General features: G+C 60.6%; 22 protein-coding genes. 5 read left to right on the forward strand and 17 right to left on the reverse strand.

The genetic code is table 11. The features are described from left to right. Nucleotides 1–255: 255 nt before the first annotated feature. The 4 genes from ACKLNI_RS12270 to ACKLNI_RS12285 all read left to right on the forward strand — a co-directional run bounded on the left by ACKLNI_RS12270 (nucleotide 256) and on the right by ACKLNI_RS12285 (nucleotide 5,290). Entirely contained in the window at nucleotides 256–1,524 is a 1,269-nt protein-coding gene (locus ACKLNI_RS12270; protein WP_413719363.1) for a P-loop NTPase family protein, read from the forward strand. A gap of 27 nt (nucleotides 1,525–1,551) precedes the next feature. Beyond that, nucleotides 1,552–2,193 carry a sugar transferase gene (locus ACKLNI_RS12275; protein ID WP_413719364.1) on the forward strand — a complete coding sequence of 214 codons (642 nt, stop codon included), beginning with the start codon at nucleotides 1,552–1,554 and terminating at the stop codon, nucleotides 2,191–2,193. Between the two features lie 56 nt (nucleotides 2,194–2,249). Next, nucleotides 2,250–3,140: a sugar nucleotidyltransferase gene (locus tag ACKLNI_RS12280; protein ID WP_413719365.1), complete on the forward strand. Its 891-nt coding sequence runs from the start codon at nucleotides 2,250–2,252 to the stop codon at nucleotides 3,138–3,140. A 260-nt stretch (nucleotides 3,141–3,400) separates the two neighbouring features. Further along, nucleotides 3,401–5,290: a bifunctional sugar phosphate isomerase/epimerase/4-hydroxyphenylpyruvate dioxygenase family protein gene (locus tag ACKLNI_RS12285; RefSeq protein ID WP_413719366.1), complete on the forward strand. Its 1,890-nt coding sequence runs from the start codon at nucleotides 3,401–3,403 to the stop codon at nucleotides 5,288–5,290. A gap of 156 nt (nucleotides 5,291–5,446) precedes the next feature. Here ACKLNI_RS12285 and ACKLNI_RS12290 read toward each other — a convergent pair whose 3' ends face one another. The 11 genes from ACKLNI_RS12290 to ACKLNI_RS12340 form a co-directional block, all read right to left on the reverse strand. Next, nucleotides 5,447–6,406, reverse strand: a complete 960-nt coding sequence (locus tag ACKLNI_RS12290; RefSeq protein ID WP_413719367.1) for an IS481 family transposase — start codon at nucleotides 6,404–6,406, stop codon at nucleotides 5,447–5,449. Then, entirely contained in the window at nucleotides 6,319–6,972 is a 654-nt protein-coding gene (locus ACKLNI_RS12295) for a nucleoside/nucleotide kinase family protein (RefSeq protein WP_413719368.1), read from the reverse strand. Before ACKLNI_RS12295 ends, ACKLNI_RS12290 begins: the two co-directional genes overlap by 88 nt. A 98-nt stretch (nucleotides 6,973–7,070) precedes the next feature. Further along, nucleotides 7,071–8,537 (reverse strand): mannitol dehydrogenase family protein, encoded by a 1,467-nt coding sequence (locus ACKLNI_RS12300; protein WP_413719369.1) that lies wholly within the window; start codon nucleotides 8,535–8,537, stop codon nucleotides 7,071–7,073. Then, nucleotides 8,537–9,310: an L-iditol 2-dehydrogenase gene (locus ACKLNI_RS12305; protein ID WP_413719370.1), complete on the reverse strand. Its 774-nt coding sequence runs from the start codon at nucleotides 9,308–9,310 to the stop codon at nucleotides 8,537–8,539. Before ACKLNI_RS12305 ends, ACKLNI_RS12300 begins: the two co-directional genes overlap by 1 nt. Next, entirely contained in the window at nucleotides 9,307–10,311 is a 1,005-nt protein-coding gene (locus tag ACKLNI_RS12310; RefSeq protein WP_413719371.1) for an ABC transporter ATP-binding protein, read from the reverse strand. The genes ACKLNI_RS12305 and ACKLNI_RS12310 overlap by 4 nt, the downstream gene beginning before the upstream one ends. A 10-nt stretch (nucleotides 10,312–10,321) precedes the next feature. Next, a complete protein-coding gene (locus ACKLNI_RS12315) occupies nucleotides 10,322–11,152 on the reverse strand; it encodes a carbohydrate ABC transporter permease (protein ID WP_413719372.1) in 831 nt (276 codons plus the stop codon). Between the two features lie 12 nt (nucleotides 11,153–11,164). Further along, entirely contained in the window at nucleotides 11,165–12,034 is an 870-nt protein-coding gene (locus ACKLNI_RS12320; RefSeq protein WP_413719373.1) for a carbohydrate ABC transporter permease, read from the reverse strand. 121 nt (nucleotides 12,035–12,155) lie between these two features. Next, entirely contained in the window at nucleotides 12,156–13,457 is a 1,302-nt protein-coding gene (locus tag ACKLNI_RS12325) for an ABC transporter substrate-binding protein (RefSeq protein ID WP_413719374.1), read from the reverse strand. An 88-nt stretch (nucleotides 13,458–13,545) separates the two neighbouring features. Further along, the gene (locus tag ACKLNI_RS12330; RefSeq protein WP_413719375.1) at nucleotides 13,546–14,577 is read right to left on the reverse strand and encodes a LacI family DNA-binding transcriptional regulator; all 1,032 of its coding nucleotides are present in this window, start codon (nucleotides 14,575–14,577) and stop codon (nucleotides 13,546–13,548) included. Between the two features lie 264 nt (nucleotides 14,578–14,841). Beyond that, the gene (locus ACKLNI_RS12335; protein WP_413719376.1) at nucleotides 14,842–18,063 is read right to left on the reverse strand and encodes an efflux RND transporter permease subunit; all 3,222 of its coding nucleotides are present in this window, start codon (nucleotides 18,061–18,063) and stop codon (nucleotides 14,842–14,844) included. After that, nucleotides 18,056–19,027: an efflux RND transporter periplasmic adaptor subunit gene (locus ACKLNI_RS12340; protein ID WP_413719377.1), complete on the reverse strand. Its 972-nt coding sequence runs from the start codon at nucleotides 19,025–19,027 to the stop codon at nucleotides 18,056–18,058. The genes ACKLNI_RS12335 and ACKLNI_RS12340 overlap by 8 nt, the downstream gene beginning before the upstream one ends. 299 nt (nucleotides 19,028–19,326) lie before the next feature. Between ACKLNI_RS12340 and ACKLNI_RS12345 the strand changes: the two genes are divergently transcribed. After that, nucleotides 19,327–21,189 (forward strand): PHA/PHB synthase family protein, encoded by a 1,863-nt coding sequence (locus ACKLNI_RS12345; protein ID WP_413719378.1) that lies wholly within the window; start codon nucleotides 19,327–19,329, stop codon nucleotides 21,187–21,189. Nucleotides 21,190–21,209: 20 nt separating this feature from the next. Here the strand turns inward: ACKLNI_RS12345 and ACKLNI_RS12350 are convergent, their stop codons facing one another. Genes ACKLNI_RS12350 through ACKLNI_RS12375 form a run of 6 tightly spaced genes read right to left on the reverse strand, consistent with a single transcriptional unit; the run spans nucleotide 21,210 to nucleotide 25,714 of the window. After that, nucleotides 21,210–22,094, reverse strand: a complete 885-nt coding sequence (locus ACKLNI_RS12350) for a F0F1 ATP synthase subunit gamma (protein ID WP_413719379.1) — start codon at nucleotides 22,092–22,094, stop codon at nucleotides 21,210–21,212. Then, on the reverse strand, nucleotides 22,081–23,613 hold the full coding sequence (locus ACKLNI_RS12355) for an alternate F1F0 ATPase, F1 subunit alpha (protein WP_413719380.1): 1,533 nt from the start codon (nucleotides 23,611–23,613) through the stop codon (nucleotides 22,081–22,083). Before ACKLNI_RS12355 ends, ACKLNI_RS12350 begins: the two co-directional genes overlap by 14 nt. After that, nucleotides 23,610–24,425: a F0F1 ATP synthase subunit B family protein gene (locus ACKLNI_RS12360; protein ID WP_413719381.1), complete on the reverse strand. Its 816-nt coding sequence runs from the start codon at nucleotides 24,423–24,425 to the stop codon at nucleotides 23,610–23,612. Before ACKLNI_RS12360 ends, ACKLNI_RS12355 begins: the two co-directional genes overlap by 4 nt. A 4-nt stretch (nucleotides 24,426–24,429) precedes the next feature. Continuing rightward, entirely contained in the window at nucleotides 24,430–24,708 is a 279-nt protein-coding gene (locus ACKLNI_RS12365) for a F0F1 ATP synthase subunit C (protein ID WP_413719382.1), read from the reverse strand. A gap of 2 nt (nucleotides 24,709–24,710) precedes the next feature. Further along, entirely contained in the window at nucleotides 24,711–25,424 is a 714-nt protein-coding gene (locus ACKLNI_RS12370) for a F0F1 ATP synthase subunit A (RefSeq protein ID WP_413719383.1), read from the reverse strand. Then, the gene (locus ACKLNI_RS12375; protein ID WP_413719384.1) at nucleotides 25,415–25,714 is read right to left on the reverse strand and encodes an N-ATPase subunit AtpR; all 300 of its coding nucleotides are present in this window, start codon (nucleotides 25,712–25,714) and stop codon (nucleotides 25,415–25,417) included. Before ACKLNI_RS12375 ends, ACKLNI_RS12370 begins: the two co-directional genes overlap by 10 nt. Nucleotides 25,715–25,839 lie beyond the last annotated feature (125 nt).

Genomic DNA, 25,839 nt, shown 5'->3' on the forward strand with positions numbered 1-25,839 from the left:
ACATCACCACCAGCCGTCAGCTTCAGCTCAATCTCACGCAGCAGCTTCAAGATGTCTTCGTCTGAATGTCGCTTCCTCGCCATGCCCAATCCCCCTCTCGCGGCCAAAGTAATGGCCCAGTTCTAGGGGGGAAGGACAGAAAAGATCGCGCAGATCGACGCGCTGGCTGCCCGGAAATCCGAGGTCGCCGCTACCCTTGCCACGCTCGAAGCCAATAGCGGGACGTCTTCTGCGGATACGTCGGACCAGGAAATCATGCGCGCGACGCTGTTGGATCGCGCGATGGCCGATCTGAATTTCGAGCGTGCCAAGCTGATGAGCGAGCTCGCCGGTATGCGCACCGATTACATCGGGCACGACAACCTGCGCTTCCAGCGCAAAGAGCAGTCAAAGCTGGAAGAAATCGCCGTGATCGAGCAGGCGATGGCGGACCGCAGGGAGCAGATCCGTGTCCTTGGCCAGACTGGCGCGCTTACCGATGCAAGCGAAGGCAGCGACGAGACGACATTGGCCGAGATCAAATCGGTCTTCGACAAGGTCAACGTGCAGCTTGAGACAGCGCGCCGCGAAGCGCGGGATCTGAACCGCAGACGCATCGAGCTGGACCGTATCGAAAACGAGATCGAAGAAGCCGAGGGGCTTCTCGAGGAGACACGTCGCGCGCTGGAGGTCATCCGGCTGGAATTCGGGCGTGCACTTCCGGGCTATGCCGTCGTGATGTCTCCGCCATCTCTGCCCGTGGAGCCTGTCGAAGATACGCGAAAGCTCCTGATGGCCGGCGGGATGATGGGTGGAGCGGGTCTTGCACTGTTCCTCGCACTGGGGCTGGGACTTTCCGAGCGTAGAGTCCGCTATGCCGAAACCCTGGTTCCCGTTGAGAATCGCCTGCCAGTGCAGCAGGTGTCCGACGCCGACGAGGCAGACCCGCATGCGGCCGATCTGCTGCGCAACGAGCTGCAGCTGCAGAGTCTGAAGAAACCCCGGCTTGTGGGCAACGCCCCTGTCATTGCACTCACACGCGCCCGTCCCGGCGAGACGACGGAATTCGCACGTGCCTTGGCGCGGAGTTTCGCCCGGGCGCGCATGAAAACCCTGTTCATTGACGCGGACATCGGAAAACCCGCCAGCGATCCGTCGCAGGCCGGCTGGCGGGATCTTTTGACTGGCGCCACCGTACAGCCGTTGCGCGACGCGGACACGGATGGGCTTTGGGAGCTTCCCGCAGGCACTGAAGGACTGCTGGATGACCGCACGGTTTCCGCGCCGATGGTACGCGCCGCAGTCGAAAAGATCTCGAAATCCTTCGACGTGGTCATCGTGTCTGCAGGCAGCATTCAGGATCGCCTGTCCGCCCAGTTCATCCTGTCGAATGCCGATGTTGGAGTTCTCGCGCTCAATCCATCCGACAGGAAGGCCGATGTTTTCGGCCAGATCGACCGCCTTCATGGCCTGCCGCGCAACGGAAGCGTCGCCGCAATGCGGAATGCGCTTTCCAGCGACCCCTGGCTGGCCGTCCGCACCTGATTTCACGTGATCCCTGGAGACCAACTCATGTCCATGACCGTCGACACCACGAACGCCAGCGTCCGAATTCCGGCTACCGGCATGAAGCGTTCCCTGGACGTCTTGCTAACCTTGCTCATCCTTCTCGCGATCTGGCCAGCTTTCGTCGTGATCTGTGCCTCGATTGCGATGACGTCACCGGGGCCGGTGTTCTTCGTGCAAACCCGCGTCGGCCGGGACGGCCGCACCTTCGGCATGATCAAGTTCAGGTCCATGTACCAGAACGCGGAGCAGCGCCGGGCCGAGATCGAAAAACTCAGCGACCGGGAAGGCATTTGCGTCAAGGTCAAGGACGATCCGCGGGTCACGCGGGTGGGACGTATCCTGCGGCGCTGGTCGCTCGACGAACTTCCGCAATTGATCAACGTGCTCAAGGGGGACATGTCGCTGGTCGGGCCGCGCCCGGCGCTGCTCAACGAGGTCGCCGCATTTCCTGAGCATGCCCACCGCCGTCACAATGTCCTGCCCGGCATCACGGGACCCTGGCAGGTCTCCGGCCGTGCGGACATCGGGTTCGACGAGATGATCGCTCTCGACCTCGACTATGTCCGGCGCGTTTCGGTGATGACCGATGCCATGATCCTGCTGCGCACATTCCGCGCGGTCGTGGGCGGCAAAGGTGCGTACTAAGACGCGTACAAGTTCACTCTTCTCTTACTCATACATCAAAACGGGACAATGAAGCCATGTATCGCAAAGGAATAATTCTTGCTGGCGGCAAGGGAACGCGTCTGAGACCGGCGACTTACAGCGTCAGCAAACCGCTTCTCCCGGTCTATGACAAACCGATGGTCTACTATTCCCTGAGCGTGTTGATGCAAGCCGGGATTCGCGAGATCGCCGTCATCACCACACCCGAGGATCAGGCGCTTTTCCAGAGAGTGCTCCGGGACGGCAGTCAGTGGGGCGTGCAGTTCGAATGGATCGTGCAGCCTTCGGCAGACGGCATCGCGCATGCCTACATTCTGGCGGAAGAGTTCCTTAACGGGCATCCGTCTGCGCTTGTTCTCGGGGACAATCTTTTCCTAGGTCATGGGCTTCAGCAGCGCCTCATTGCGAGGAGTCTGCCTTGCAGCGGAGGGACGATATTCACATGCGAGGTCAGCGATCCCGAACGCTACGGGGTGGCCGGGTTCACGGGAAACCGAGTGACCCAGATTGTCGAAAAGCCCACCAACCCGCCATCCAACAGCGCCATCACCGGCCTGTACTTCCTTGACGGCGATGCGCCGCGCAGGGCGCACGGGTTGCGGCCATCCGAGCGCGGTGAACTGGAAATCGTGTCGCTACTGGAAACCTACCTCGCCGAAGGCACGCTGACCGTTGAGCGTCTGGGCGCGGAGATCGAATGGTACGATGCAGGGACACATGACGCGCTTCTGGAGGCCAGCCAGGCCGTTCAGAGGCTGCAGAAAGGCGGAGAGCTTTTCGGCTCCCCGGACGAGGCCGCGTTCCGGCGCGGATGGAGCAGCGGCGAGGCGGTCGCGAAGGCCATCCAGCATCTCGGGAAGACCGCGTATGCGTCCATGCTTGGCACACTGGTCGAACGTGCCATCCGCCAACCCGAAGCGGCTTGATTTCCGTAAGGCGCGAAGCGCTTTTCCGAGACGTCCGGTTGGCCGCTTCACAGCGGCCGACCTTGTTTGCGCGAGCAACAGTAGGCAAGCATCGGACGGAAGGAACAACGCGTCCTTTTCTTCCCAGCGTCCCCAGTGAGCCCATCGAAGTTCTCTGGCTGGCCGTCTGAACTATGCCGGGGTATGATTGGTCTGGAGCAACCTAGGAACGAGCGTAGAAGCCAATGCGCGATCCGTGGGGCTGAGAAGGAAGACGCTCCATGAAGACATCCATCGCCACGGTATCGATCTCGGGAAATTTCCGCGAAAAACTGGATGCGATCGCAAAGGCCGGTTTTGACGGAATCGAGATATTCGAACAGGATTTCATCGCGGAGGAAGGCACGCCGCGCGACATCGGACGGATGATCCGCGACTGCGGTCTGGAGATCACGCTCTTCCAACCTTTCCGCGACTTCGAGGGACTGAGCGGCGACTTGCGGGACAAAGCCTTCGATCGCGCCAGGTACAAGTTCGACACGATGGCCGAACTGGAAACCGACCTGATCCTCGTCTGTTCATCGGTCCACCCCGCGGCGCTCGGCGGGATCGACCGCGCGGCCGACGACTTTGCCGAACTTGGGGCGATCGCCGCGGAGCGCGGTCTTCGGGTTGGATATGAAGCGCTCGCCTGGGGGCGCCACGTCAACGATCACCGTGACGCGTGGGAAATCGTGCGACGGGCCGACCACCCGAATATCGGACTGATCGTCGACAGCTTTCATACGCTTGCGCGCAAGATCGATCCGGACACGATCCGGCGCATTCCAGGGGACAAGATCTTCTTTGTCCAACTTGCGGACGCGCCGCTGATCGAGATGGATCTGCTGTACTGGTCGCGCCATTTCCGGAACATGCCCGGCGAGGGCGACCTTGCGGTGACGGACTTCATGCGGGCGGTGGCCGCGACGGGATATGACGGCCCGATCAGCCTGGAGATCTTCAACGATCAGTTCCGGGGCGGCAGGCCGGAAGGTCTGGCCCGTGATGGCTACAGATCGCTTGTCGCATTGATGGACGATGTCCGCCGGAGAGAGCCGGATATTCGCATCGAGGTGCCGGACCTGCCCAAGCGCATCATGGCCGAATGGGTTGAATTCATCGAGTTCGCAACTCGGCTTGAGGATGGGAAGGCGCTTGTCAACCTGCTGAAAACTATGGGCTTCTCTCATATCGGCGACCATATCTCAAAAAACGTCGCGCTTTGGCAGCAGGGCGATATCCGGATCATCCTGAATACCGAGACTTCGGGCTTCGCCAGTTCTTCCTATGCAATGCACGGCACTTCGATTTGCGATGTCGGCTTGCGAGTCGACAGCGCCGAAGCCACCGTCAGGCGTGCGCTTGCCTTGGGAGCGAAGCCGTTCAACCAGCCGGTCGGTCCCGGAGAACTGGAGATTCCCGCGATCCGAAGCATCGGTGGAAGCCTTCTGCATTTCATCGATGGCGTGAGCGGGCTGGACGATGTCTGGTCGGTAGAGTTCCGCGCGAAAGAAGATGCTCCGAACCAAGACACGGGTCTTGTCCGCATCGATCATGTCGCGGAAACCATGAACTACGACGAGATGTTGAGTTGGTCGCTGTTCTATACATCCCTCTTCGAGATGTCGCGCGCACCGATGGTCGATGTAATCGATCCAGACGGGCTGGTGCGGAGCCAGGCGCTGCGCACGGCGGACAGCTCTGTCAGGATCACGCTCAACGGAGCGGAGACGCATCGCACGCTGGCAGGACGTTTTCTGGCCGACAGTTTCGGCGGCGCCGTGCAGCACGTTGCCTTCGCGACGGACGACATCTTCCTCACAGCGCGCACGATGGCCAAGCTTGGGTTCGCGGCACTGGATATGCCCGGAAACTACTATGCCGATCTGCGCGCAAGGTTTTCGCTGGAGCCCGAGACGCTGGCGGAGATGCAATCGCTCAATATCCTGTACGATGAAGATGCGAATGGCGGATTCTACCAGTTCTACAGCCCGCCCTTCGCCGGGGGCCTTTTCTTCGAGGTCGTTCAGAGAGTCGGGGGATATGACGGATATGGCGCGCCTAACGCTCCCTTCAGAATAGCAGCGCAGAAGCGGCTCATGGGGCCAAAGGGCATGCCGGGGCGATAGAGCTATTCCGCCGGCAGGAAGACCAAATTGGAGGAGCGGCGGATTCTGCCCAGTATCAACTCTGCGTTCGGGATATCGCCAGATAGAGCATGCCTCGAAGCCGCGATCGGGCACTTTTCGCGAACCCACCAGCGTTCGATCAGACGCCTCTCGATCCTAGGTGTTCAGTCCCGGCATCTGGTGGATCGGGTCGAGGATGAATCGATCCGGCTCTGAAGTCCAGATTTTGCAGATGTACTCGTATGGTGTGAGACCGCTGAGGGTCTTGAGACGGCGCGCGAAGTTGTAGGCATCGAGGAAATCCGGGAGGTGGCTGCGTAGTTGTTCGTGGCTGTCGTAGTGGTACCTTTTGACGGTCGCGTCCTTAATCGTGCGGTTCATCCGCTCGACCTGGCCATTGGTCCACGGATGGTTCGGCTTGGTCAGCCGATGCTCGATCCCGTTCGCCTCGCAGATCATGTCGAACCGCATTGGCCGAGAGATGATCGTGTTCCGGTTTCGCGGCTGTTCGGCAAACTGGATGCCGTTGTCGGTCAGGATCGTGTGGATACGGTAGGGGACGGCGTCTAGGAGAAGCTCCAGGAACTCCCAAGCCGTCTTCCTGTCTGCCTTCTCGACCAGTTGCGCAACGGCGAACTTGCTCGTTCGGTCAATGGCCACGAAGAGATAGAGCTTGCCTTCGGCTGTCCGCAACTCGGCGATGTCGATGTGAAAGAAGCCGATCGGGTAGCGCTTGAACTTCTGCCTCTTGGGCTTGTCGCCGTCCATATCCGGCAGCCGCGAGATGCCATGTCGCTGTAGACAGCGATGCAAGGAAGACCGCGTGAGGTGCGGAATTGTCGGCTGCAAAGCGTAGAGGCAATCGTCCAGCGGCAGTAGCGTATGGCGACGGAAGGCGACAATGACGGCCTCGTCTTCCTCGCTGAGAACGCTCGAGCGTGGCTCCCTCGGTCCGGTCTTGCGATCCTCGACCGACTGCCGCTTCCGCCACTTTGCGACTGTCTTCGGATTGATCCCGAGCTCCCGGCTCAACTCCGCGTTCGAAGCTTGCGATCGCTGTATTGCTGCTCTGATGGCGTGCGTGGTCGTGGCGCAGCCATGACGTACCTGTCCCATAAGGCGTCCTTCCATTCCACCGAATGGATCGCACCATCAAACCATGGGATCAAACACCTAGGCATGGGTGTATCGAGGAAGAACTCCAGATCGAAAAGGGTTTCCAATTCGATCCAAGGTTGGTCGTCCAGCAAGAGGTAGTTGCCCTTGACGATCACAATGTCCGTTTCCGGCGACACTACCCCTGCCCCGGGCACCGCACGCTCTTTCGTACGATCGTAAACGGGGTAGAAGACAGGACTACGGGAGACCCGGATACCTTCCAGCAGGTTTCGGATGCCATCGAAGTCGAAGGAGCGCTTAGCGCCCCAGTGAGGCAGAATGCCAAGGCTTTCGAACTGTGAAGTGTCCAGCCGGAACCCGTCAATGGACACCAAGCAAGACTGGATCGGCTTCTCGGGATTGTCGTTCAGGGATTTGACGAGCGCCTCTGAAAAAGCGGTTTTCCCTGAGGCCGGAGGACCGCCGACAGCTACGACGAGGCGGCTTCCCGCTCTGAATTTTTCGCGGATCGTTTTGGCCGCGAACGGGATCAAACCACCTTGCACGTGACTTCCTTTGGCCACAGGAGCCGTTTTCGATATGGTGACGGTTCAACAAGCGCCCTGATGAGGAATTCTGGCATCCCTTCTTTTAACGCCAGGAGCGCAGGCATCATGGACGATCAATCCGCAGCGTAGGCCTTCAACGCTGCTTCCAGACCTTCATCCCAGATCATCCGCAGCCATTTTTCGAAGGCTTGGGAGAAGCGCGGGTTGTCGGCAAGATCTCCGTAGATCTGGCTCTGCTCCAGCCATGCGGCCGGCCGCGCGCGCGCCGCCTTCGCAGCCGCCGTGCGTTCGTCCCAGAAAGGGTCGTTCGGCGCGATCTGCGTGCCATCCTCGCGGGTACCCTCGCACATGCGAGCCCAAGCCGCCTCGACCAGAGCGAGACCTTCGACAGGTTTGTTCGCCGCGAGCCCATCGCGCACGATAGGCAGGATGAAACCCGTGTGGCGTGATGAACCATCAAACGCCACGCGACGCGTCGTATCGATAATGGCAGGGTTGGAAAAGCGCTTCTCGATCAGATCGATGTAGGCTTCCGGCGTCATCCCTGGCACAGGCGTGACGTGAGGGGCGATCTCCTCGCGCTCCACCTTGCGGAAAAGGCCATTGATCAAAGGATGGAGAATGCATTCCGAAATCGTTTCGACAGAGAGCACTTCACCCGGATTTGCAATGACCTGATGGCCACCATTCAGGATCCGGATCTTCATCGCTTCGAAATCGTGCACCCGGTCCGAGAAGATCGCGCCCGAGAGGTTCCAGTCAGGCCGACCCGCGCAGAAATCGTCCTCGATCACCCATTGGCGATAGTTTTCGTGAGTGACCGGCGCATCATCCTCGATGCCGAAGGTCCGCACCAATTCCAGTTCCTTGGGACCGGTGGCCGGCACAATGCAATCGACCATCGAATTGGGGAAACTGCAGTTCTGATCGATCCAAGAAGCGAGGTCGGGGTCGCTTAGCTTGGCAAGCGATACGACGGTCTGGCGGAGGATCGCGCCGTTGCCTTGCAGGTTGTCGCAGCTTTGTCCGGTGAAGGGGCCGATACCGCGTTCCCGCCGCAGCTTCAGAGCCGCAACCATGGCACCGAAGGCCGTGCGAGGCCGATCGGGGTTGGCGGCGTCGTGCTGGATGTCGGGGTGAGCGGCGTCGAAGCCTTTGGTCACAGGGTCGATATAGTACCCGCCCTCGGTCACGGTCAGGGCAACGATGCGGATTTCCGGCTCAGCCATTTTCGCGATCAGCGAACCATTGGCCTCCTCGATCGGGAGATAGTCGATCATGGAGCCGACGATCTCGGCGGAGGTGCCGGAAGGATCAAGCTCGATAAGAGTTGTGAGGCAGTCCTGAGCCAGGAGTCTTTCCCGCTGGGCAGCGTCGAACTGTCGGACACCGGCACCGATTATGGCCCAGTCCAGCGCAAGCCCCTGCTGCATCAAACGGTGCAGATACCAGGATTGGTGGGCCCGGTGGAAATTACCGAGTCCGATATGCACGATTCCTGCCGACAGTTGTCCGCGATCATATGTCGGTGCGCTGATACCTTCCGGTATCTGATCAAGGGTTGCGTTCGACAGTTTCATCAACTCATCCAGTTCCCGCCGTCGACATTGTAGGTTTGAGCGACGATGTAATCGGCCTCGTCACTGGCCAGAAAAATCGCCATCCCGGTCAGATCCTCGGCAGTGCCCATGCGGCCAAATGGGACGCTCTCGCCGACTTCCCTTTTCTTCTGGCCCGGCGCCTTGTTTTCGTACTTGGCGAAAAAGGCATCGACCCCGTCCCAATGTTCCCCATCGACGACGCCAGGCGCGATCGCATTGACGTTGATCCCGTGCTTGATCAGATCGAGACCGGCAGATTGGGTCAGGCTGATGACCGCAGCTTTTGTTGCGCAATAAACAGCCACGAGAGCCTCGCCGCGCCGGCCCGCCTGGCTGGCCATATTGATGATCTTCCCGCCCTTGTCACGCTCGATCATGTGCCTGGCCACGGCCTGAAGTGTGAACAGTGTGCCAGCTACGTTGATGTCAAAGACACGTGAGTAATCCTGGCGGGTGATTTCAACGATGGGGGCCGCCGTGAAAAGCGCCGCGTTGTTGATCAGGATGTCTATGTGCCCATGCGTGGCAACGGTTTCAGCCACGGCCGCGTCGATGCTGTCCTGGCTCGTCACGTCCATTTCGACCGCGACGGCGGCTTCGCCGATGGTCGTCGCCGCTTGACGCGCACGCTCGATGTTGATGTCGGCAATTGCGACACGGGCTCCTTCGCGCACGTAAGCCTGTGCGAAAGACAGCCCGATGCCCCTGGCCGCGCCGGTGATCAGCGCGGTCTTGCCGTCAAGCCGTTTCATGCGATGCGCAGGCCCTGCTTGTCGAACCGCTGAAACTGATCTTCCCGCGGGCTGAGCTGAATGCGATCGCCATGGGTGAAGTTGACTTCGCCCGGCGCGCGCACAGTAAGCGTGGTGCCCAATCCCGTATCGTTGATATGGAAGAAGGTGTCGGACCCCAGGTGTTCGGCAACGCCGACCGTTCCCTGCCACATGCCGCCTTCGGTAACGACGTCGATGTGCTCGGGACGGATGCCCAGGGTATGCGCCCCATGCTTCTGAGCTTCGGCACCCTCGATGAAGTTCATCTTGGGTGATCCGATGAAGCCTGCAACAAACAGGTTGCGCGGCTCACGGTACAGTTCCAGCGGAGAACCTACCTGCTCGATATGGCCCGCCCGGAGAACAACGATCTTGTCGGCCATTGTCATGGCTTCTACCTGATCGTGTGTCACGTAAATCATAGTGGTTTTCAGACGCTTGTGCAGTTCGCTGATCTCAAGCCGCATACCCACCCGGAGGGCGGCATCGAGGTTCGACAGCGGTTCGTCGAACAGGAACGCGGCTGGTTCACGAACAATTGCGCGACCGATGGCGACACGCTGACGCTGACCGCCCGACAGTTGGCCCGGGCGCCGGTCGAGATAGTCCGACAGGTTCAGAACCGAAGCAGCGTTGTTGACGCGCTTGTCGATTTCCGCCTGATCCAGCTTGGCCATGCGCAGTGGGAACGCGATGTTCTTGCGTACGCTCATATGCGGATAGAGCGCATATGACTGGAACACCATGGCGAGACCGCGCTTCGCGGGCGGCACTTCCGTGGCATCCTGACCGTCGATCCGGATCGTGCCCTCGGAGACGTCTTCCAGACCAGCAATCAGCCGAAGCAACGTCGACTTGCCGCAACCCGAGGGTCCGACGAACACGACGAACTCGCCATCGTTGATCTCCAGATCGAGCGGCGGAATGACGGTGACTTCGCCGAAACTCTTCTTCACTTTTTCGAGTACGATGCGTCCCATGTCGTTCCCCTCACTTAACCGCGCCGAAGGTCAGGCCGCGGACCAATTGTTTCTGGCTGAACCAGCCAAGGATAAGTACCGGCGCAATCGCCATTGTCGAAGCCGCGCTGAGCTTGGCGTAGAAAAGACCTTCCGGGCTTGAGTAGCTTGCGATGAAGGCTGTCAACGGGGCTGCCTTCGCAGCCGTCAGATTCAGCGTCCAGAAAGCTTCGTTCCAGGCCAAGATGAAGTTCAGGAGCAAAGTCGATGCAATGCCGGGAATAGCCATCGGTGTGAGAACGTAAATGATCTCTTCCTTCAGTGACGCACCGTCCATCCGGGCGGCCTCAAGGATTTCGCCGGGAATTTCACGGAAGTAGGTATAGAGCATCCAGACGATGATCGGCAGGTTGATCAGCATCATCACGATCACCAAGCCGGTCCGGCTATCCAGCAGCCCGAGTTTGATGAAAAGAAGATAGATCGGATACAGAACACCCACCGCGGGAAGCATCTTGGTCGACAGCATCCAGAGCAGAATGTCCTTGGTGCGATGCGACGGAACGAAGGCCATGGACCAAGCCGCAGGCACCGCGATGATGATACCGAGGATCGTGGAGCCGCCGGCGATGATCACGGAGTTCCAGAGGAAGCGCATGTAGTTCGAGCGCTCCTGCACCACTGCGTAGTTTTCCAGCGTCCAGTCGAAGAACAGGAACAGCGGCGGGTCGTTGATCGCCTGGGCTTCGGTCTTGAAGCTGGTCAGGATCGTCCAGAGGATCGGGAAGAAGATCAGCAGGCCGATCCCCCAGGCGACGATGGTGTTGATGGTCTTGCGTTGTGTCGTGACTGCGCGGGCCATGGTTCTATCTCCTCACGCGTCCAGGTTCTTGCCGACGATGCGCATCAGGAAGATGGCAACGATGTTGGCGAGAATGATTGCATAGACACCGCCTGCAGATCCGAGTCCCACGTTCTGGCTTTCCAGCACGCGCTGGAAGATCAGGTACGTCAGGGTCCGGGTGCCGAACGCGCCACCGGTGGTCACGAAAATCTCCGCGAAGATCGAAAGCAGAAAGATCGTCTGGATCAGGATCACGATGGTGATCGCCCGGCTGAGGTGCGGCAGGATGATGTATCCGAAGCGGGACAGCATCGGCGCGCCATCCATCTCGGCCGCTTCCAACTGCTCGCTGTCGAGCGACTGAATGGCGGTCAGGAGGATCAGGGTCGCAAATGGGAGCCACTGCCAGGAGACGATCATGATGATCGACAGGATTGGCACGTCGCTCAACCACACGACCGGCTCTGCGCCGAACGCGCGCCAGAGATGTGCGAAAAGACCGTTGATCGGGTCCATGAAGATATTCTTCCAGACCAGCGCCGACACGGTCGGCATGACAAAGAACGGTGCGATGACGAGGATACGGACAACGCCCTGGCCCCACATCGGCTGATCGAGCAGCATCGCAAGCAGGACACCGAGAACGATGGTGATGAACAGCACGCCACCGACAATGACCAGGGTCGTCTGAACACTTGGCCAGAACGAACTGGATGACACGAACCGTACGTAGTTTTCGAAGCCAACCCAGCCTGGCTCGATGTCCGGTCGGTTCGGCATGAAGCGCCGGAACGAAAACCAGAGTGTCATTGTGAGGGGGACCAGCATCCAGCCGAGGAGCAGGATAACCGCTGGGGCCATCATCAACCGGGCTGCGGATCGGGAATGTTGGGTCGCCATGACGCAAATCCTCTGACATCGGGCACAATGGCCCGGTTCATACCGACTTTACTTGGACTGTACGCATTTTAAGAGCCGGAGGGCGACAGATTGCGCCGCCCTCCGGTCCTGGGAGGAAGCCTTAGCGGTAGCCCGCCGCTTCCATGGCGTCGTTGGTGATCGCCTGCGCTTTGGCGAGCGCCTCGTCTACCGACTGCTGACCAGCGTAGACTGCCGAGAACTCCTGGCTGACTTCCGTCGCGATGCCGGCAAACTCCGGGATAGCGACGAACTGAATACCAACGTAGGGAACCGGCTTAACGGTCGGGTTCGTAGGATCGGCCGCGTTAATTGAATCGAGCGTCATTTTCGCGAACGGAACTTCCTGGTACTCTGGCGTTTCGTACAGCGAAGTACGCGCACCCGGCGGAACGTTCGCCCAGCCTTCCTTCGCGGCGACGAGCTCGATGTAATCCTTCGACGTCGCCCACTCAATGAACTGCTTCGCGGCATCAGCTTTTGCAGTACCGGCCGGGATGGCCAGAGCCCATGCCCAGAGCCAGTTCGAGCGCTTGCCGAGACCATTGTCCGGCGCCAGAGCGAAGCCGACGCTGTCGGCAACGGTCGAGTCGTTCGGATTGGTCACGAAGGACGCTGCAACCGTGGCGTCGATCCACATGCCGCACTTGCCCTGCTGGAACAGCGACAGGTTTTCGTTGAAACCGTTGGTAGCATAGCCCTGCGGGCCGTAGTCGTTCATGAGGTTGACGAAGAAGGTCAGCGCTTCTTTCCACTCGGGTTGATCGAACTGAGCATTCCACTCCTCGTCGAACCAACGCGCACCGAACGAATTGGCAGTGACCGTGATGAAAGCGCCACCCTCACCCCAGCCGGCCTTGCCACGCAGACAGACGCCGTTGATGTCATTCGCTGGATCATCCATCGCAGCCGCGGCTTCACGGATGAATTCCCAAGTCGGGGCAGCAGGCATTTCCAAACCGGCCTTTTCCATAAGGTCGGTGCGGTACATGACCATGGACGACTCGCCGTAGAACGGAGCTGCGTAGAGCGTGCCGTCGTGGCTCAGGCCGCCGCGCATCGCGGGCAGGATGTCGTCGACATCGTACTCGGCCGAGAGGCCGTCCAGCGGAACCAGCCAGCCGTTGGCACCCCAGATCGGGGTTTCGTACATGCCGATGGTCATGATGTCGAACTGACCGCCCTTGGTCGTGATGTCGGTGGTGACGCGCTGACGGAGAACGTTCTCTTCCAGGGTAACCCACTCGACGGTGTGACCGGTCTTGGCGGTGAAATCATCCGTGTAGCCCTGCATACGGATCATGTCGCCGTTGTTGACGGTAGCAATGGTGATGGTTTCGGCAAAAGCTCCGCCTGCCATAAGCGCAAGAACGGAAGCGGCAAATGCCGTCTTGGTGAATTGCATCTCAATCCTCCCTAGTGAAGTGCATGCCGCAAAGAACAGGAAACCAGCGCGCCAGTCAATATATTTTTTTACGCGCGGATACTTTTTGCTAGGCGGACATGCGAAGAACAAGACGCGCGGGAACGAGTGACTCGGTCCTGTTTTCAAAGCGTCCCTCTTCGTCGATGAGCCTGAGCAATGTCTCAACCGCAAGATCCGAAACCGTTTCGTAGTCATGGCCCACGGTTGTGAGCGAGGGGCTGGTAAAGCGCGAGAACGGATGATCGTCGTGTCCGGCGACTCGCATGGCAGTGCCGCTGCCCCGCCCGACTCGCAGCCCGCGCTCATAGCAGGCGGCGAGGAATCCGATCGCAAGTCGGTCGTTACTGCAGAGAATCGTTTCGCTTGGAAGCGACCGCTCCTTCAGTGCGCGCATTCCACCTTCGTAACCGATCTCTTCAAGGTTCCAGCCCTCGCCGTCGACCTGCACGATCATTGGCTCGAGTCCAAGCGTCTCCATCGTCTCGACATAGTTCCTGCGCCGCGCAAGCGAGTTCGGATTGGTCGGGTTGCGCATCTCGAAAAAGCAGGGAGGCTCCCCGGAACGTGTCAGGTATTCGACGCTTTGGGACACGAAGCTTCTGTTGTCCGAACCAACGAACGCCTCCCCTATATTCCTGATATTTCTATCAAAAATTACCGTAGGCACATCATTGCAGAAGCGCTTCAGCTGATCACGATCGGAAAGGCGTCCGAGTGGGGAAAGCAGTACACCGGCGGGTTTCAGGGACCGCAGGTTGTCCAGTATCTCGTTTTCGAGCTTTTGTTCACCATGGGCGCTGAACAGCGAAACCCGAAAACCAGCCTCGATGCAGCGACGCTCCAGAGTCCGGGCGATTTCGCCAAAGGTCGGGTCCGCCAGGTAAGGGACCACAACACCGACGTTTTTCGTGAGCCGGCGGTTCTGGTTCATCGCGAAGATGTTCGGGCGATAGTCGTACTTTTCGAGCGCATCCTCGATCCGGGCGCGCGTCGAGGTCTTCACGCTGCCGGGATCATTGAAGTACTTCGACACCGTCGGCCTCGAGACACCGACCGCTGCCGCGAACTCCTCCATGTTGCGTATCTTTTTTTCTTGCATCTTCGATTTCCTCAACACTTTGGACTGCACACAACACCGTCAGGCAGTTGGCACCATCTCGTTTCGACGAAGATGGTCATAAAAAATTTGCCACGCAAATTTTTTTGCCCACGTTAGGAATTTGTGTTTACACGCGTCAAGGACTAAGGCCGAGCATGGCCCATTCCGCAATCGGCAACGGCGCGCCTCCCAAGCTCCAGCCGATGCCGTCCGATGCTTGCCGCAAGGATCGGACGGTACCGTTATAAGGCGGGCATTTTTGACCTAAGTCTTGGCGATCCGGTAGATCGCCGGAATCACCAGAACGGTCAGGGTGGTCGAAGACAGAAGACCGAAAAGCAGAGATATGGCGAGCCCCTGGAAGATCGGGTCCACCAGGATCACGGCCGCTCCGATCATTGCAGCGAGCGCCGTCAGAAGAATCGGTTTGAACCGTGTGGCGCCGGCCTCGATCAGTATCTCGGTGGTCACCGCATTGCCGGGATCGGCGTGGCGGATGAAGTCAACCAGCAGGATCGAGTTCCGGACGATGATGCCCGCAAGTGCGATGAAACCGATCATCGAGGTGGCCGAGAATGGCGCGTCGAACAGCCAATGCCCAATCATGATTCCGAGAAACGTCAGCGGAACCGGCGTCAGCACCACAAGCGGCAGCCGGAAGCTTCCGAACTGTGCCACGACAAGGATGTAGATTCCAAGAAGCGCCACGGCGAAGGCCGCTCCCATGTCGCGGAACGTGACCCAGGTGACTTCCCACTCGCCGTCCCAGAGTAGAACCGGTGTTTCTGTCGACTCTGGCTGACCGTTCAGCCGGATTTCGGGCTTGACGCCCTCGGGCCAGCTCATGCCGTCCAGCCGCTCAGCCACTTCGACCATCCCGTAGAGAGGCGCTTCGAAGGCTCCGGCCAGTTCGCCCGTCACCATGATCACGTCATAGCCGTTGTGCCGGAATATCGGGTAGGACGCGCTTTCTTCGATGATCTCGACGAGGTCGCCGAGTTCGACCACGCCGCGCCCACCCGGCAGGGCGTTTGCAGGCACGGGTGTGGAGAGAGCCGTTGCGTCCATGACGCGCTGTGTCTTGTCGCGGGACATCACGATCGGGATGGGGTGTCGCCCCTCGCCCCGATGGGAATAACCCACGGTGACGGAGCCATTCAGAAGCTGCAAGGTTTGCAACACATCGGCTTCTTGCACGCGGTAGAAATCAAGGTCGGATGGCTGGAGCCGCGCCCTCAACCTGGGCGGACGGACACCATAGCTATCGTCGACGTCGACGATGAAGGGCACGTCGTCGAACGCAGTGCGAACCTTGGCGGCCACATCCCGGCGGGTCTCGGCGTCAGGACCATAGATCTCGGCGAGGAGCGTCGAGATGACCGGCGGCCCCGGCGGCGGCTCGACGACCTTGAGGACCGTCCCCTCGGGCAAGTCGAGCACGGCAAGCCTGGCCCTCAGATCAAGTGCGATCTCGTGGCTGGTTCTTTCGCGATGATGTTTGGCTTCGAGGTTCAGCTGTACATCGCCCATCTCGGGATTCTGGCGCAGGAAGTAGTGGCGAACGAGCCCATTGAAGTTGAAAGCCGATGCGGTCCCTGCATGCGTCTGCGCCGAGTGGACCTCGGGCAGTTCCATCGCGATGCGCGCAGCCTGCTGCGCGATTGCGTCGGTGTCCTCGACCGAAAATCCCTCCGGAAGATCGATGACGATCGAGAGTTCCGACTTGTTGTCGAAAGGCAGGAGTTTGACCGTTACATCCTTCGTGTAGAGCATCGCCAGCGAACCGAAGGACAGGGCTGCGACCACAAGCAGGAAGACGAGGCTGCTTCCCTTGCCGGCAAGGATCGGCCGCGCGACCGCGGCATAGAGCCGTCCCAGCCGTCCACCGGGGAAGCTGCCCTCGCCCTCGTCATGGTGCGCAGAGGCGCGCCCGGCGATCTTGAGCATCAGCCACGGTGTGATCATGACCGCGACGAAGAAGGAGAAAATCATCGCTGCCGACGCATTCGCAGGGATCGGGCTCATGTAGGGACCCATCAAGCCCGAAACGAAGAGCATCGGCAGAAGCGCGACCACGACGGTCAGCGTCGCCACGATCGTGGGATTGCCCACCTCGGCCACGGCCGTGACCGCCGCGGAGAACCGGCTTTCGCCCTCCTTCTTCATCCCCCAGTGGCGGGCAATGTTCTCGATCACCACGATGGCGTCGTCGACGAGGATACCGATGGAGAAAATCAGCGCGAACAGCGAAACGCGGTTCAGCGTGTACCCCATGATCCAGGCCGCGAAGAGCGTCAGCAGGATCGTCACCGGGATGACGATGGCGACCACGAGCGCTTCGCGCCATCCGATGGCGACAAGCACCAGCACGACGATTGAAACGGTTGCAAGCGCGAGATGGAACAGAAGCTCGTTCGCCTTCTCGTCCGCGGTCTCGCCATAGTCGCGTGTCACCTCGACCTCGACGCTTCCGGGAATGATCTGGCCCTCCATCTCGTGGACCTTGTGAAGGATCTCCTCGGCCACGAGAACGGCATTCGCTCCGGCCCTTTTCGCGATTGCAAGCGTGACGGCAGGATGTCGGACGATGGTGCCGTTTTCGCCACGATGAAGGGTGGCGACGTGGCGTTCGTCCATGCCCGAGACAAAGCCGACATCGGCGACATCGCGTACATAGACCGTCCGGCCATCGCGGGCCGTCAGTTCAAGGTTGCCGATGTCCTCGGGCGTGTTGAGCGTTTCGCCGATGACGAGGGCGACCTGCTGGCCGTCCTGTCGCAGGTCTCCGACGGGTGCGGCGCTGTTCGCGCCACGGACCTTGCCGGCCAGTTGCTGGAGCGTGATGCCGTAAAGTGCCAGACGCTCGGGGTCGGGAGCAATGCGAAGTGCCTCGGTTTCTTCCCCGATGATATACGTGAGACCCACGTTTTCGATCCTGGCCAGGCGCACCTCGACCTCGCGGACGATGCGCGTCAGATCGGCGGCGGCAATGTCGGGATGGTCTTCGGCGGGACTGAACGTGAGAGCGACGATCGCAACATCGTTGATGCCGCGTCCGACGACCAGCGGCTCGGGAATACCGACCGGAATCCGGTCGATATTCGCGAGGATCTTGTCGCGCACCCGAAGGATGGCGGTGTCGGCGGAAACGCCGACCTGGAAACGAGCCGTGACCATGACGGAGTCGTCGCGCGTGTCGGAGTAGACGTGCTCGACCTCGTCAATGCCCTTGACGGTGGTCTCAAGCGGTTCGGTTACCAGCTTGGCGGCATCCTCCGCGCGGAGCCCGTGCGCCTGGACATGGATATCGACCAACGGAACGGTGATCTGCGGCTCTTCCTCGCGCGGCAGGCTTGCCAGCGCGATCAGGCCCACGGCAAGCGAAGCCAGCAGTATCAGCGGTGTCAGGGGTGACGTAAGGAAGGCCCGCGTCAGCCGTCCCGCGATTCCGAGGTTCTCGGATGCTTCGTGTTGAGTGTCACTCATTGCCGACAACCACCTGATCGCCGACGCTGAGTCCGGTGAGGATTTCGCGCCATGCTTCGCCCTCGAGACGGACCAAGCCACCAGGCACCACCACGCGCTCGACACGCGCGCCGCCTGCCTCGACAGTCACGAAATCCAGGCCCCCATGCCGCGAAAGAGCGTCATCGGGCAAGAGAATGGCCTGCCGCTCGCCCACCGGCAGGCGCACAGGCACGCGGCGCCCGATGAAATTCGGGTTCAGCCCCTCAACCTCGACATCTGCCTGCACGCGCCCACCTTCGATTTGCGGATAGAGCTTGGCAAGCGTGCCTTGCCGGACTTCTCCGGCAGCGCCTATTTCGATGACATCGCCTTCCGACAGGTCGGTGGCGTGCCGCTCGGGAACAGCCAGGCGCAGGTAGACACCGCCGCCGCCGATCACCGCAATCGCCTCACCCGGTCCGACCACGGAACCGACGGACACCGGGACCGAAAGCACGATCCCGCTTTCAGGCGACAGGACAGTTCCCTCCTCGATCTGCCGCTCGACGACGAGACGCTCGGCTTCAAGCCCGGAGATCTCGCCTTCGATGACACTGACCGTGGTCTGCAACTCCTCGAACCGCTGGCTGGTGATCACGCCGCGCTCGATCAGTTGCTCTCCCCTCGCAAGTTCCGAGCGAGCCGTTTCGAGGCGGGACGCCAAGGCTTCGAGACGCGCGTCGAGCGCGTCGATCTGGAAATTCAGCTTGGTGTCCTCGATGACGGCAACCCGCCCCCCCGAGGCGACATCGTCGCCCTCGGTGACGTCGAGTTCGATGATCGTGCCGCCGATGCGCGCACGCGCCGGGACACGATCGCGGGTTTCGACCTGTCCATAGACAAGTTTCCACTCCGTCACGGTGCGAGGTGTGATTTCGATCGTTTCCGCTTTGGCTGTCGCCGCGAGAGAAACGAAGACTAGCGCCAGAAGGAGGCGTGCCATTGGCAATATCAACCCTGTGTTTCGATGCGAACGGGTTTCCTGCTATCCCACGCGCCGCAGGACCACTTTGATTTACCGCAAGCCCGCCCTGAAACCGCCTGGGGCCGGTTCACGAACTGCAAACCCTTGACGCGCATCAATTCGCGTAGCGTTCGCGGCCGGTATAGTAAGCTTATGCAAGTCGCGCCCGGACCCGCCATACAAGATGACTCCAAGCCTTTCGGGGTACGGCCCTGCTGTGGATGGGCTCGAAACGGCGACACTGGCGCGCCTCGGCGCAGGTACGAAGAGGGTCCGCGATGACTGGCAGGAAAGCTAAAACCCGGCGGGATTCGGATAATCGCGCGGCAAAGGAAAACATCCCCGCCCCGGACGACATGCGCTTGGGTCTTGGAGCCGAGCCACCGGAATTTGTGAACAGGTCTCTGCTCGAACCGCCTGACCGGTACAGTACAAAGAGCCTCGACCGGGCGGCGAACGCGCATCTTGCCCGGTTCACGCTCGGCGTATCACCCTACGGCGTGGCCTCGACGTTCTTTTCCTGGTGGATCCATTTGATGGGAAACCCGGGAAAGCAGATACAGCTGATGGAAAAGGCCGCGCGCAAGGCGATGCGCCTTGGCATCTACGCAGGCTCCCTCGCGCGCAATTCGGAGACCGAACCCTGCATCGAGCCGCTTCCCCACGATCACAGGTTCGATCACGAGGGCTGGCGGCAATGGCCCTATAACCTGATCTACCAGAATTTCCTTCTGACTCAGCAATGGTGGTACAACGCCGCCGCCGATATCGACGGTGTCAGCCAACACGAAGAGCAGGTCGTCTCGTTCATCACCCGACAGATGCTTGACCTGATCTCGCCCTCGAATTTCGTGGCGACCAACCCGGAAGTCGCAGAAGCGGCCATCCGCGAAGGCGGCGCCAATTTCGTTCGGGGATTCCAGAATTTCCTGGAAGACTGGGAACGCGCGGTGTCGGGCAAATTGCCGGTCGGAACGGAAAACTATCTGCCGGGACGCGATGTTGCGGCGACCCCCGGCAAGGTCGTCTACCGGAACCATCTTTTCGAGCTGATCCAGTACGCGCCAGAGACCACCAAAGTGAAGGCAGAGCCCATCCTGATCGTCCCGGCATGGATCATGAAATACTACATACTTGATCTCAGCCCTCACAATTCGCTTGTGAAGTTCCTTGTCGGGCAGGGCTTCACCGTCTTCATGATGTCCTGGCGCAATCCGACCGCCGAGGATCGCGATATTGGCATGAGCGATTATTTCGATGCGGTCTCCGAGGCCGTCGATGCAGCGACATCGATCACCAAGGATCAAAAGATACACGGGATAGGTTACTGCCTGGGTGGAACCTTGATTGCTGCCAAGGCCGCGCAAATGGCGCGCGACGGCGACGGTAGGCTTGCGACGTTGACGCTTTTGGCGACGCAGACCGATTTCGAGGACCCAGGCGAGTTGCAGCTTTTCATCAGCGAAAGTGAGGTCGCGTTCCTTGAGAACATGATGTGGGATCAGGGCTATCTGGACACCAAGCAGATGGCCGGAGCGTTTCAACTCTTGCGCTCGGCGGACCTGATCTGGTCGCGCTATGTCCACGAGTACCTGATGGGCCGGCGCCCCGAGATGTTCGACCTGATGGCATGGAACGCCGACGCAACCCGGATGCCCTACAAGATGCACAGCGAATACCTGCGCAAGATTTTTCTCGGCAACGAACTTGCCGAAGGAAAATACCGGATTGGCGGAAAACCCGTCACGATCAGCGATATCGAGGTTCCGATCTTCTGCGTCGCGACGACGTCTGACCATGTCGCGCCGTGGCAGTCGGTGTACAAACTGCATCTGCTGGCGGATACCCAGGTGACGTTCGTCCTGACGAACGGCGGGCACAATGCCGGGATCGTCAGCGAACCGGGCCACGAGGGGCGGGAGTTCCGGATTCGAACCTCCGAGGACTCGGACAGGTATCTTGCGCCGGATGCATGGCAATCCGCGGCCGAGCGGCACGATGGATCATGGTGGCCGGCTCTCTCAGATTGGCTGAGCGGGCATTCAAGCGGCGAGACCCCGCCGCCCCGTTTGGGCGGCAGCGGCCGTTCGCCTTACCGGGCGACAGAGGATGCTCCGGGGTCCTACGTGTTTCAGAAGTAACCCGGTTTGCCTGTCCTGCCCTACTCGGGCGAACCGGTGACCGCTTCAAAGCCGGAGACGAGATCGAGCAACTCGCGCGTTATCGTTTCCTGCCGTTTCCGACGATAGGCCGCGTTCAGGTCTTCGCGCCGTTCCCGAATGTTACGCTCGGCGCTCTGCATCGCCGCAAGCCGTGTCGCATGCTCGCTTGAGAAAGCCTCTGCCAGAGCCTGGTACAGAACGACGAACAGCCTCTGGCGCACAAGCCACGACAGAAGCCTCTCGGGTTCCATCCGGAAAAAGGGCAACCCCGGCCCTGGCCAGCCTGCAGCAACACGCCCGGCAAGATACGTGTCGGGTATGGGGAGAAGAACCCGCTCGACCGGTACGGCAAGCGACCGCCCTTCACGCCGGTTGTAGATCAACCGGACACGCCCGACCCCCGGCCCCCGTGTCCATCGCTCGATCTCCACGATCACCGATTGTACGAGACTTCCCAGGCCCGCGACCGAACCCGGCTGAAGAAAGAGCCGGTCGGGGTTCCGACCAACCGCCTCCAAACGAGCGGCTGTTCGTGCGCCAATCACTGCAAGGACGGCGGTTCCATCATCCAGGTTCTCTTCCGCGAAACGTGCGACGATCTCGTTGTAGCGCCCGCAGAGACCACGGTCTGATCCAACCACGATCAGAACCTCGGCCTGCGATGTGGCGTCGATCGTCATGGGCAATGGAAGCCCGCGCGCGCGACGATCTTGCAGGAGAGCGGAAAAACCAAGGTCGATCGTCTTTTCATAGCCTGCGATCGCCTTTTCGGCCTGTTCGTATTGGCGGATGCTGACCGCGGACAGCGACTTCATCGTTCGAACGATGGACTGGATATCGCCGGTCGTCTCGAGAAGTTCGGAGAGAGTCTCAAGCGTTTCCATGTGCGCCGTCCTCCCGCGCGAGCGCGACGCGCAGCCCCTCGACAAGCGATTGCCGGCGTTCTTTCGTCAGGGGCGCGCCAGACTCGATTTCGGCCGCGATATTCTGCAGATCCCGCCGCACCGCGCGACGCAGAATCTCTTCGGCACGAACGACATCGTCAGGCTCGACCTCGTCCAGCAGACCTTCGGTGGCGGCAAGCAGAACGGCGATCTGCTCGGGGGCCGAGAAGTGATCCTGTTCCTTCTGGGTCAGCACTGCGCGGACGCGTTGCCCACGGGTGAGTTTGCGCCTGGTCTCTTCATCAAGCTGGGTGCCAAAGCGGGCGAAGCTTTCCAGTTCCTCGAACTGCGAATAGGTCAGCCGGAGACTACCGGCGACGGCCTGGAAAGCGGGCAGTTGCGCCTTGCCGCCGACGCGGCTGACCGAAGTGCCGATGTCGATGGCAGGCAGATGTCCCTTTTCGAACAGGTCGGGAGAAAGATAGATCTGACCGTCAGTGATCGAGATGAGGTTCGTCGGGATGAAGGCCGAGATATTCTGTGCCTGTGTCTCGACCACGGGCAGCGCCGTCAAAGAGCCGCCGCCATGTTCATTGCGCAGATGCGTCGCGCGCTCCAGCAGCCGCGAGTGAATGTAGAAGATATCACCGGGATAGGCTTCGCGACCCGGCGGGCGACGCAAAAGCAGAGACAGCTCCCTGTAGGCCCGTGCATGGCGCGTGAGGTCGTCATAGACGATCAGCACGTCCCGACCCTTCGCCACGAAATGCTCGGCCATGGTCGTGGCGGCATAGGGCGCGACGAACTGCAGCCCGGGCGCATCATCACCTCCGGCGACCACTACTATGCTCCGCTCCAGAGCGCCGCCCTCGCGCAGGCTCTTTATGACCGAAGCCACAGCTGAACCGCGCTGGCCGATGGCGCAATAGATGGACAGGACACCACTATCCTTCTGGTTCAGGATCGTATCGACGGCGATGGCGGTCTTGCCGGTCTGGCGGTCTCCGATAATCAACTCGCGCTGACCACGGCCGATGGGAATGGCGGCGTCGACGGCCTTGATCCCGGTCTGAAGCGGTGTGTCGACAGGATCGCGATGCATGATCGGCGGCGCCGGGCGTTCGATTGGCCGACGCTCCTCGGCCTCGATCCTGCTGCCGCCGTCTATGGGACGACCCAGAGCATCCACCACGCGCCCCAGAAGCGCTTCACCCACCGGGACATCCACCACCCGACCCGTGCGCCGCAGCCGGTCTCCGGGCCGAAGACGGTCGGTGTTCCCCAGAACGATAACGCCGATCCTCCCCGGCTTCAGGCTGGACGCGATCCCGACCACGCCGTCCGGGAACTCCAGCAACTCGTCTGCATGCAGATCCGTGAACCCGGCCACCTGGGCAATGCCGTTTCCGACGGAAAGAATGCGGGCCGTCTCGGCAGCGTCGATCTCGGGCGAGACGCGTGCAAGGGCCTCGTCGAGCGGTGCGAAAAAGTCGCGGGGAATCTCGTCGGTTACCGTCATGCGATACCCGAACGCTGGTTTTCCGAGGCAGCGCGCGACGAGGCCGCGGATCGGCTTCCCGCCTCGATGATCTCGCCAAGCTCGACCCCCAATCGCTCGAGGTAGCGCACCGCGGACCATTCCGCGGTCTGGTCGCCGATGGAGAGACGAACGCCCAGCACCATCGTTGGATCCTCGTGGTACTCGACGTCGATGGTTGTGGACAGGACATCATGGATCGCTCTTGTGATCCTCGACTTTCCCGCGCCGTCGATGGCGGCCCCCGTATGGACAATGGCCACGGCACCGCCGCGCGCCGCGGCGGCGGCCATCTTTTCCCGTGTCTGGGGCGCGAGTGTCTTCAGCCGTCTGGTGAAGTTGGCGACCACCTGTTCGGACAGTTCACTCTCCGCGTATTCGGCGAGGACGCGCTCGGTGATCTGCAGAATTTTCTGACCGGCCTGCCGCCTCAGCGAGGAAATGAAATCCTCACGCTCCTCGGCCAGATGTTCGTGCCAGGCATGGCGCTTCTCTTCCATTTCTTCACGAATCTCGGCCTCAAGTTGCGCGCGCAATTCCGCCGCCTGTCGTTGCGCCGCCGCCAGGATCTCTTCCTTGCTGGCTTCCAATTCCTCGGACTTCCGCTTTAGCGCCTCCGCTTCGCTCTCGGCGACCTCGCGCGCAGCTTTCGCTTCCGACATACGTTCCGCGATCCCTAACTCGCGGCGGCGCATGGCGCTGTTGATCGGCTCGTACAGGAAGCGCTTCAGCAGCCATACGAGGACCAGAAAGTTGATGATCTGCGCTGTGACCGTCAGCCAGTCGATCTGCACGGTTTTACCCCCCGGCGGTCTGCGTCACGAGTTCGACGAACGGGTTCGCAAAGATCAGGATCATCGACACCACGAAACAGTAGATCGCGGTGGATTCGATCATCGCGAGACTGACGAAGAGCGTGCGCGTGATGGTATTTGCCGCGTCAGGCTGCTGCGCCAGCGCCTGAAGCGCCTGCGATGCGGCGCGACCTTCGGCAAAGGCGGGGCCGAGCGAACCGATGGCAATGGTCAGCCCCGCAGTCACGATCGATATCCCGGCGATCCATATGGCTGGGTCCATGGTCAGTCTCCTTGGTTGTCTGATAAAATCTGGTCCTCGCCGGCGGCCGCGGCGTGAACACGGCTGGCCGAGGCGATGTAGACCATTGCGAGAATGGCGAAGATATACGCCTGGATAAGCCCGGTCAGCAGCCCGAGCATCTGAAGCAGAATCGGGAAGAAGAACGGGGCAATGCTGATCAGAATGCCAACGATGATGGTGCCGCTCATCACGTTGCCGTAAAGGCGGATCGCCAACGCCAGGGTGCGTGATGCTTCGCTGATCAGGTTGAACGGCAGCATCAGGGGCGTGGGACGAAGGTAGGTCCGAAGGTACCCTCTGAACCCGCGACTGGAGATAGAGAAGACCGGCACGGCGATCAGAACGCAGATCGCCAGCGCTGCTGTTGTCGACAGCGAACCGGTAGGCGGCTGATAGCCGGGAACAACGCTCAGGATGTTGGCGGTCGCTATGAACAGGAACAGGGTTCCTATAAAGGGCAGATAGCGATCCGGATTCTCGGCGCCGACCTCGCCGATCTGTTCTCGGATTTGGGCGACGATCACTTCCAGCATGACTTGCCAGCGCGACACCTTCTCGCCTTCGCTCAGGCGCGCGGTAACGGCCCACGAACCGAAAACCAGAATGGCCATGACGACCCAGGTGAAGACGGCGGTTGCCGTGAGGCGCCAACCACCCCAGTCGTAGATGATCCAGCTGTCGGGGCTTATTTCCATAAACGGTTCTCCTTCCTGCGAAGATCGACCGCCCTTGTGGAGGCCAGGCGAATGGCGACGAACCCGGCAAGACCGGCGAAAAGCGTGCCGGCTTGCCCAGACACCAGCTGCCAGGCGAAAAATGCGCAAAGGACCAGGGCCAATCGCGCAACTGCAGCGCCGACAAAGGCCAGCGCAGGGCGGGGGCCGGCAAGGGCGCGCACGCCTACCCAGAGGAGCGCGAGATAGAGCGCGCCGAAGCCGGCACCGATCAGGACGGCCACACCCCACATGATCGGGATTTCCGTCATATCGACCGATCCTTTCCTTGCGTCAGAGCTAAACTCCAGGACACTCCGGGGTAGGCGCGAAGACCGGCCGGAGCCGAGCGTTTCTGGGAACCAATTTGCACAGGGCGAAAGATGTTCCGGGCCGG

Source organism: Silicimonas lutimaris (genome assembly GCF_047314965.1).
Lineage (GTDB): Bacteria > Pseudomonadota > Alphaproteobacteria > Rhodobacterales > Rhodobacteraceae > JAVJUV01.

Bases quoted from the DNA above. Each gene is read 5' to 3' on its own strand.
- ACKLNI_RS12290 (WP_413719367.1), bottom strand. From the start codon at position 6,406: ATGGGACAGGTACGTCATGGCTGCGCCACGACCACGCACGCCATCAGA.
- ACKLNI_RS12345 (WP_413719378.1), top strand. From the start codon at position 19,327: ATGACTGGCAGGAAAGCTAAAACCCGGCGGGATTCGGATAATCGCGCG.
- ACKLNI_RS12315 (WP_413719372.1), bottom strand. From the start codon at position 11,152: ATGGCCCGCGCAGTCACGACACAACGCAAGACCATCAACACCATCGTC.
- ACKLNI_RS12270 (WP_413719363.1), top strand. From the start codon at position 256: ATGCGCGCGACGCTGTTGGATCGCGCGATGGCCGATCTGAATTTCGAG.
- ACKLNI_RS12340 (WP_413719377.1), bottom strand. From the start codon at position 19,027: ATGGCACGCCTCCTTCTGGCGCTAGTCTTCGTTTCTCTCGCGGCGACA.
- ACKLNI_RS12350 (WP_413719379.1), bottom strand. From the start codon at position 22,094: ATGGAAACGCTTGAGACTCTCTCCGAACTTCTCGAGACGACCGGCGAT.
- ACKLNI_RS12320 (WP_413719373.1), bottom strand. From the start codon at position 12,034: ATGGCGACCCAACATTCCCGATCCGCAGCCCGGTTGATGATGGCCCCA.
- ACKLNI_RS12275 (WP_413719364.1), top strand. From the start codon at position 1,552: ATGTCCATGACCGTCGACACCACGAACGCCAGCGTCCGAATTCCGGCT.
- ACKLNI_RS12355 (WP_413719380.1), bottom strand. From the start codon at position 23,613: ATGACGGTAACCGACGAGATTCCCCGCGACTTTTTCGCACCGCTCGAC.
- ACKLNI_RS12330 (WP_413719375.1), bottom strand. From the start codon at position 14,577: ATGCAAGAAAAAAAGATACGCAACATGGAGGAGTTCGCGGCAGCGGTC.
- ACKLNI_RS12325 (WP_413719374.1), bottom strand. From the start codon at position 13,457: ATGCAATTCACCAAGACGGCATTTGCCGCTTCCGTTCTTGCGCTTATG.
- ACKLNI_RS12300 (WP_413719369.1), bottom strand. From the start codon at position 8,537: ATGAAACTGTCGAACGCAACCCTTGATCAGATACCGGAAGGTATCAGC.
- ACKLNI_RS12305 (WP_413719370.1), bottom strand. From the start codon at position 9,310: ATGAAACGGCTTGACGGCAAGACCGCGCTGATCACCGGCGCGGCCAGG.
- ACKLNI_RS12375 (WP_413719384.1), bottom strand. From the start codon at position 25,714: ATGACGGAAATCCCGATCATGTGGGGTGTGGCCGTCCTGATCGGTGCC.
- ACKLNI_RS12280 (WP_413719365.1), top strand. From the start codon at position 2,250: ATGTATCGCAAAGGAATAATTCTTGCTGGCGGCAAGGGAACGCGTCTG.
- ACKLNI_RS12285 (WP_413719366.1), top strand. From the start codon at position 3,401: ATGAAGACATCCATCGCCACGGTATCGATCTCGGGAAATTTCCGCGAA.
- ACKLNI_RS12365 (WP_413719382.1), bottom strand. From the start codon at position 24,708: ATGGACCCAGCCATATGGATCGCCGGGATATCGATCGTGACTGCGGGG.
- ACKLNI_RS12335 (WP_413719376.1), bottom strand. From the start codon at position 18,063: ATGAGTGACACTCAACACGAAGCATCCGAGAACCTCGGAATCGCGGGA.
- ACKLNI_RS12310 (WP_413719371.1), bottom strand. From the start codon at position 10,311: ATGGGACGCATCGTACTCGAAAAAGTGAAGAAGAGTTTCGGCGAAGTC.
- ACKLNI_RS12370 (WP_413719383.1), bottom strand. From the start codon at position 25,424: ATGGAAATAAGCCCCGACAGCTGGATCATCTACGACTGGGGTGGTTGG.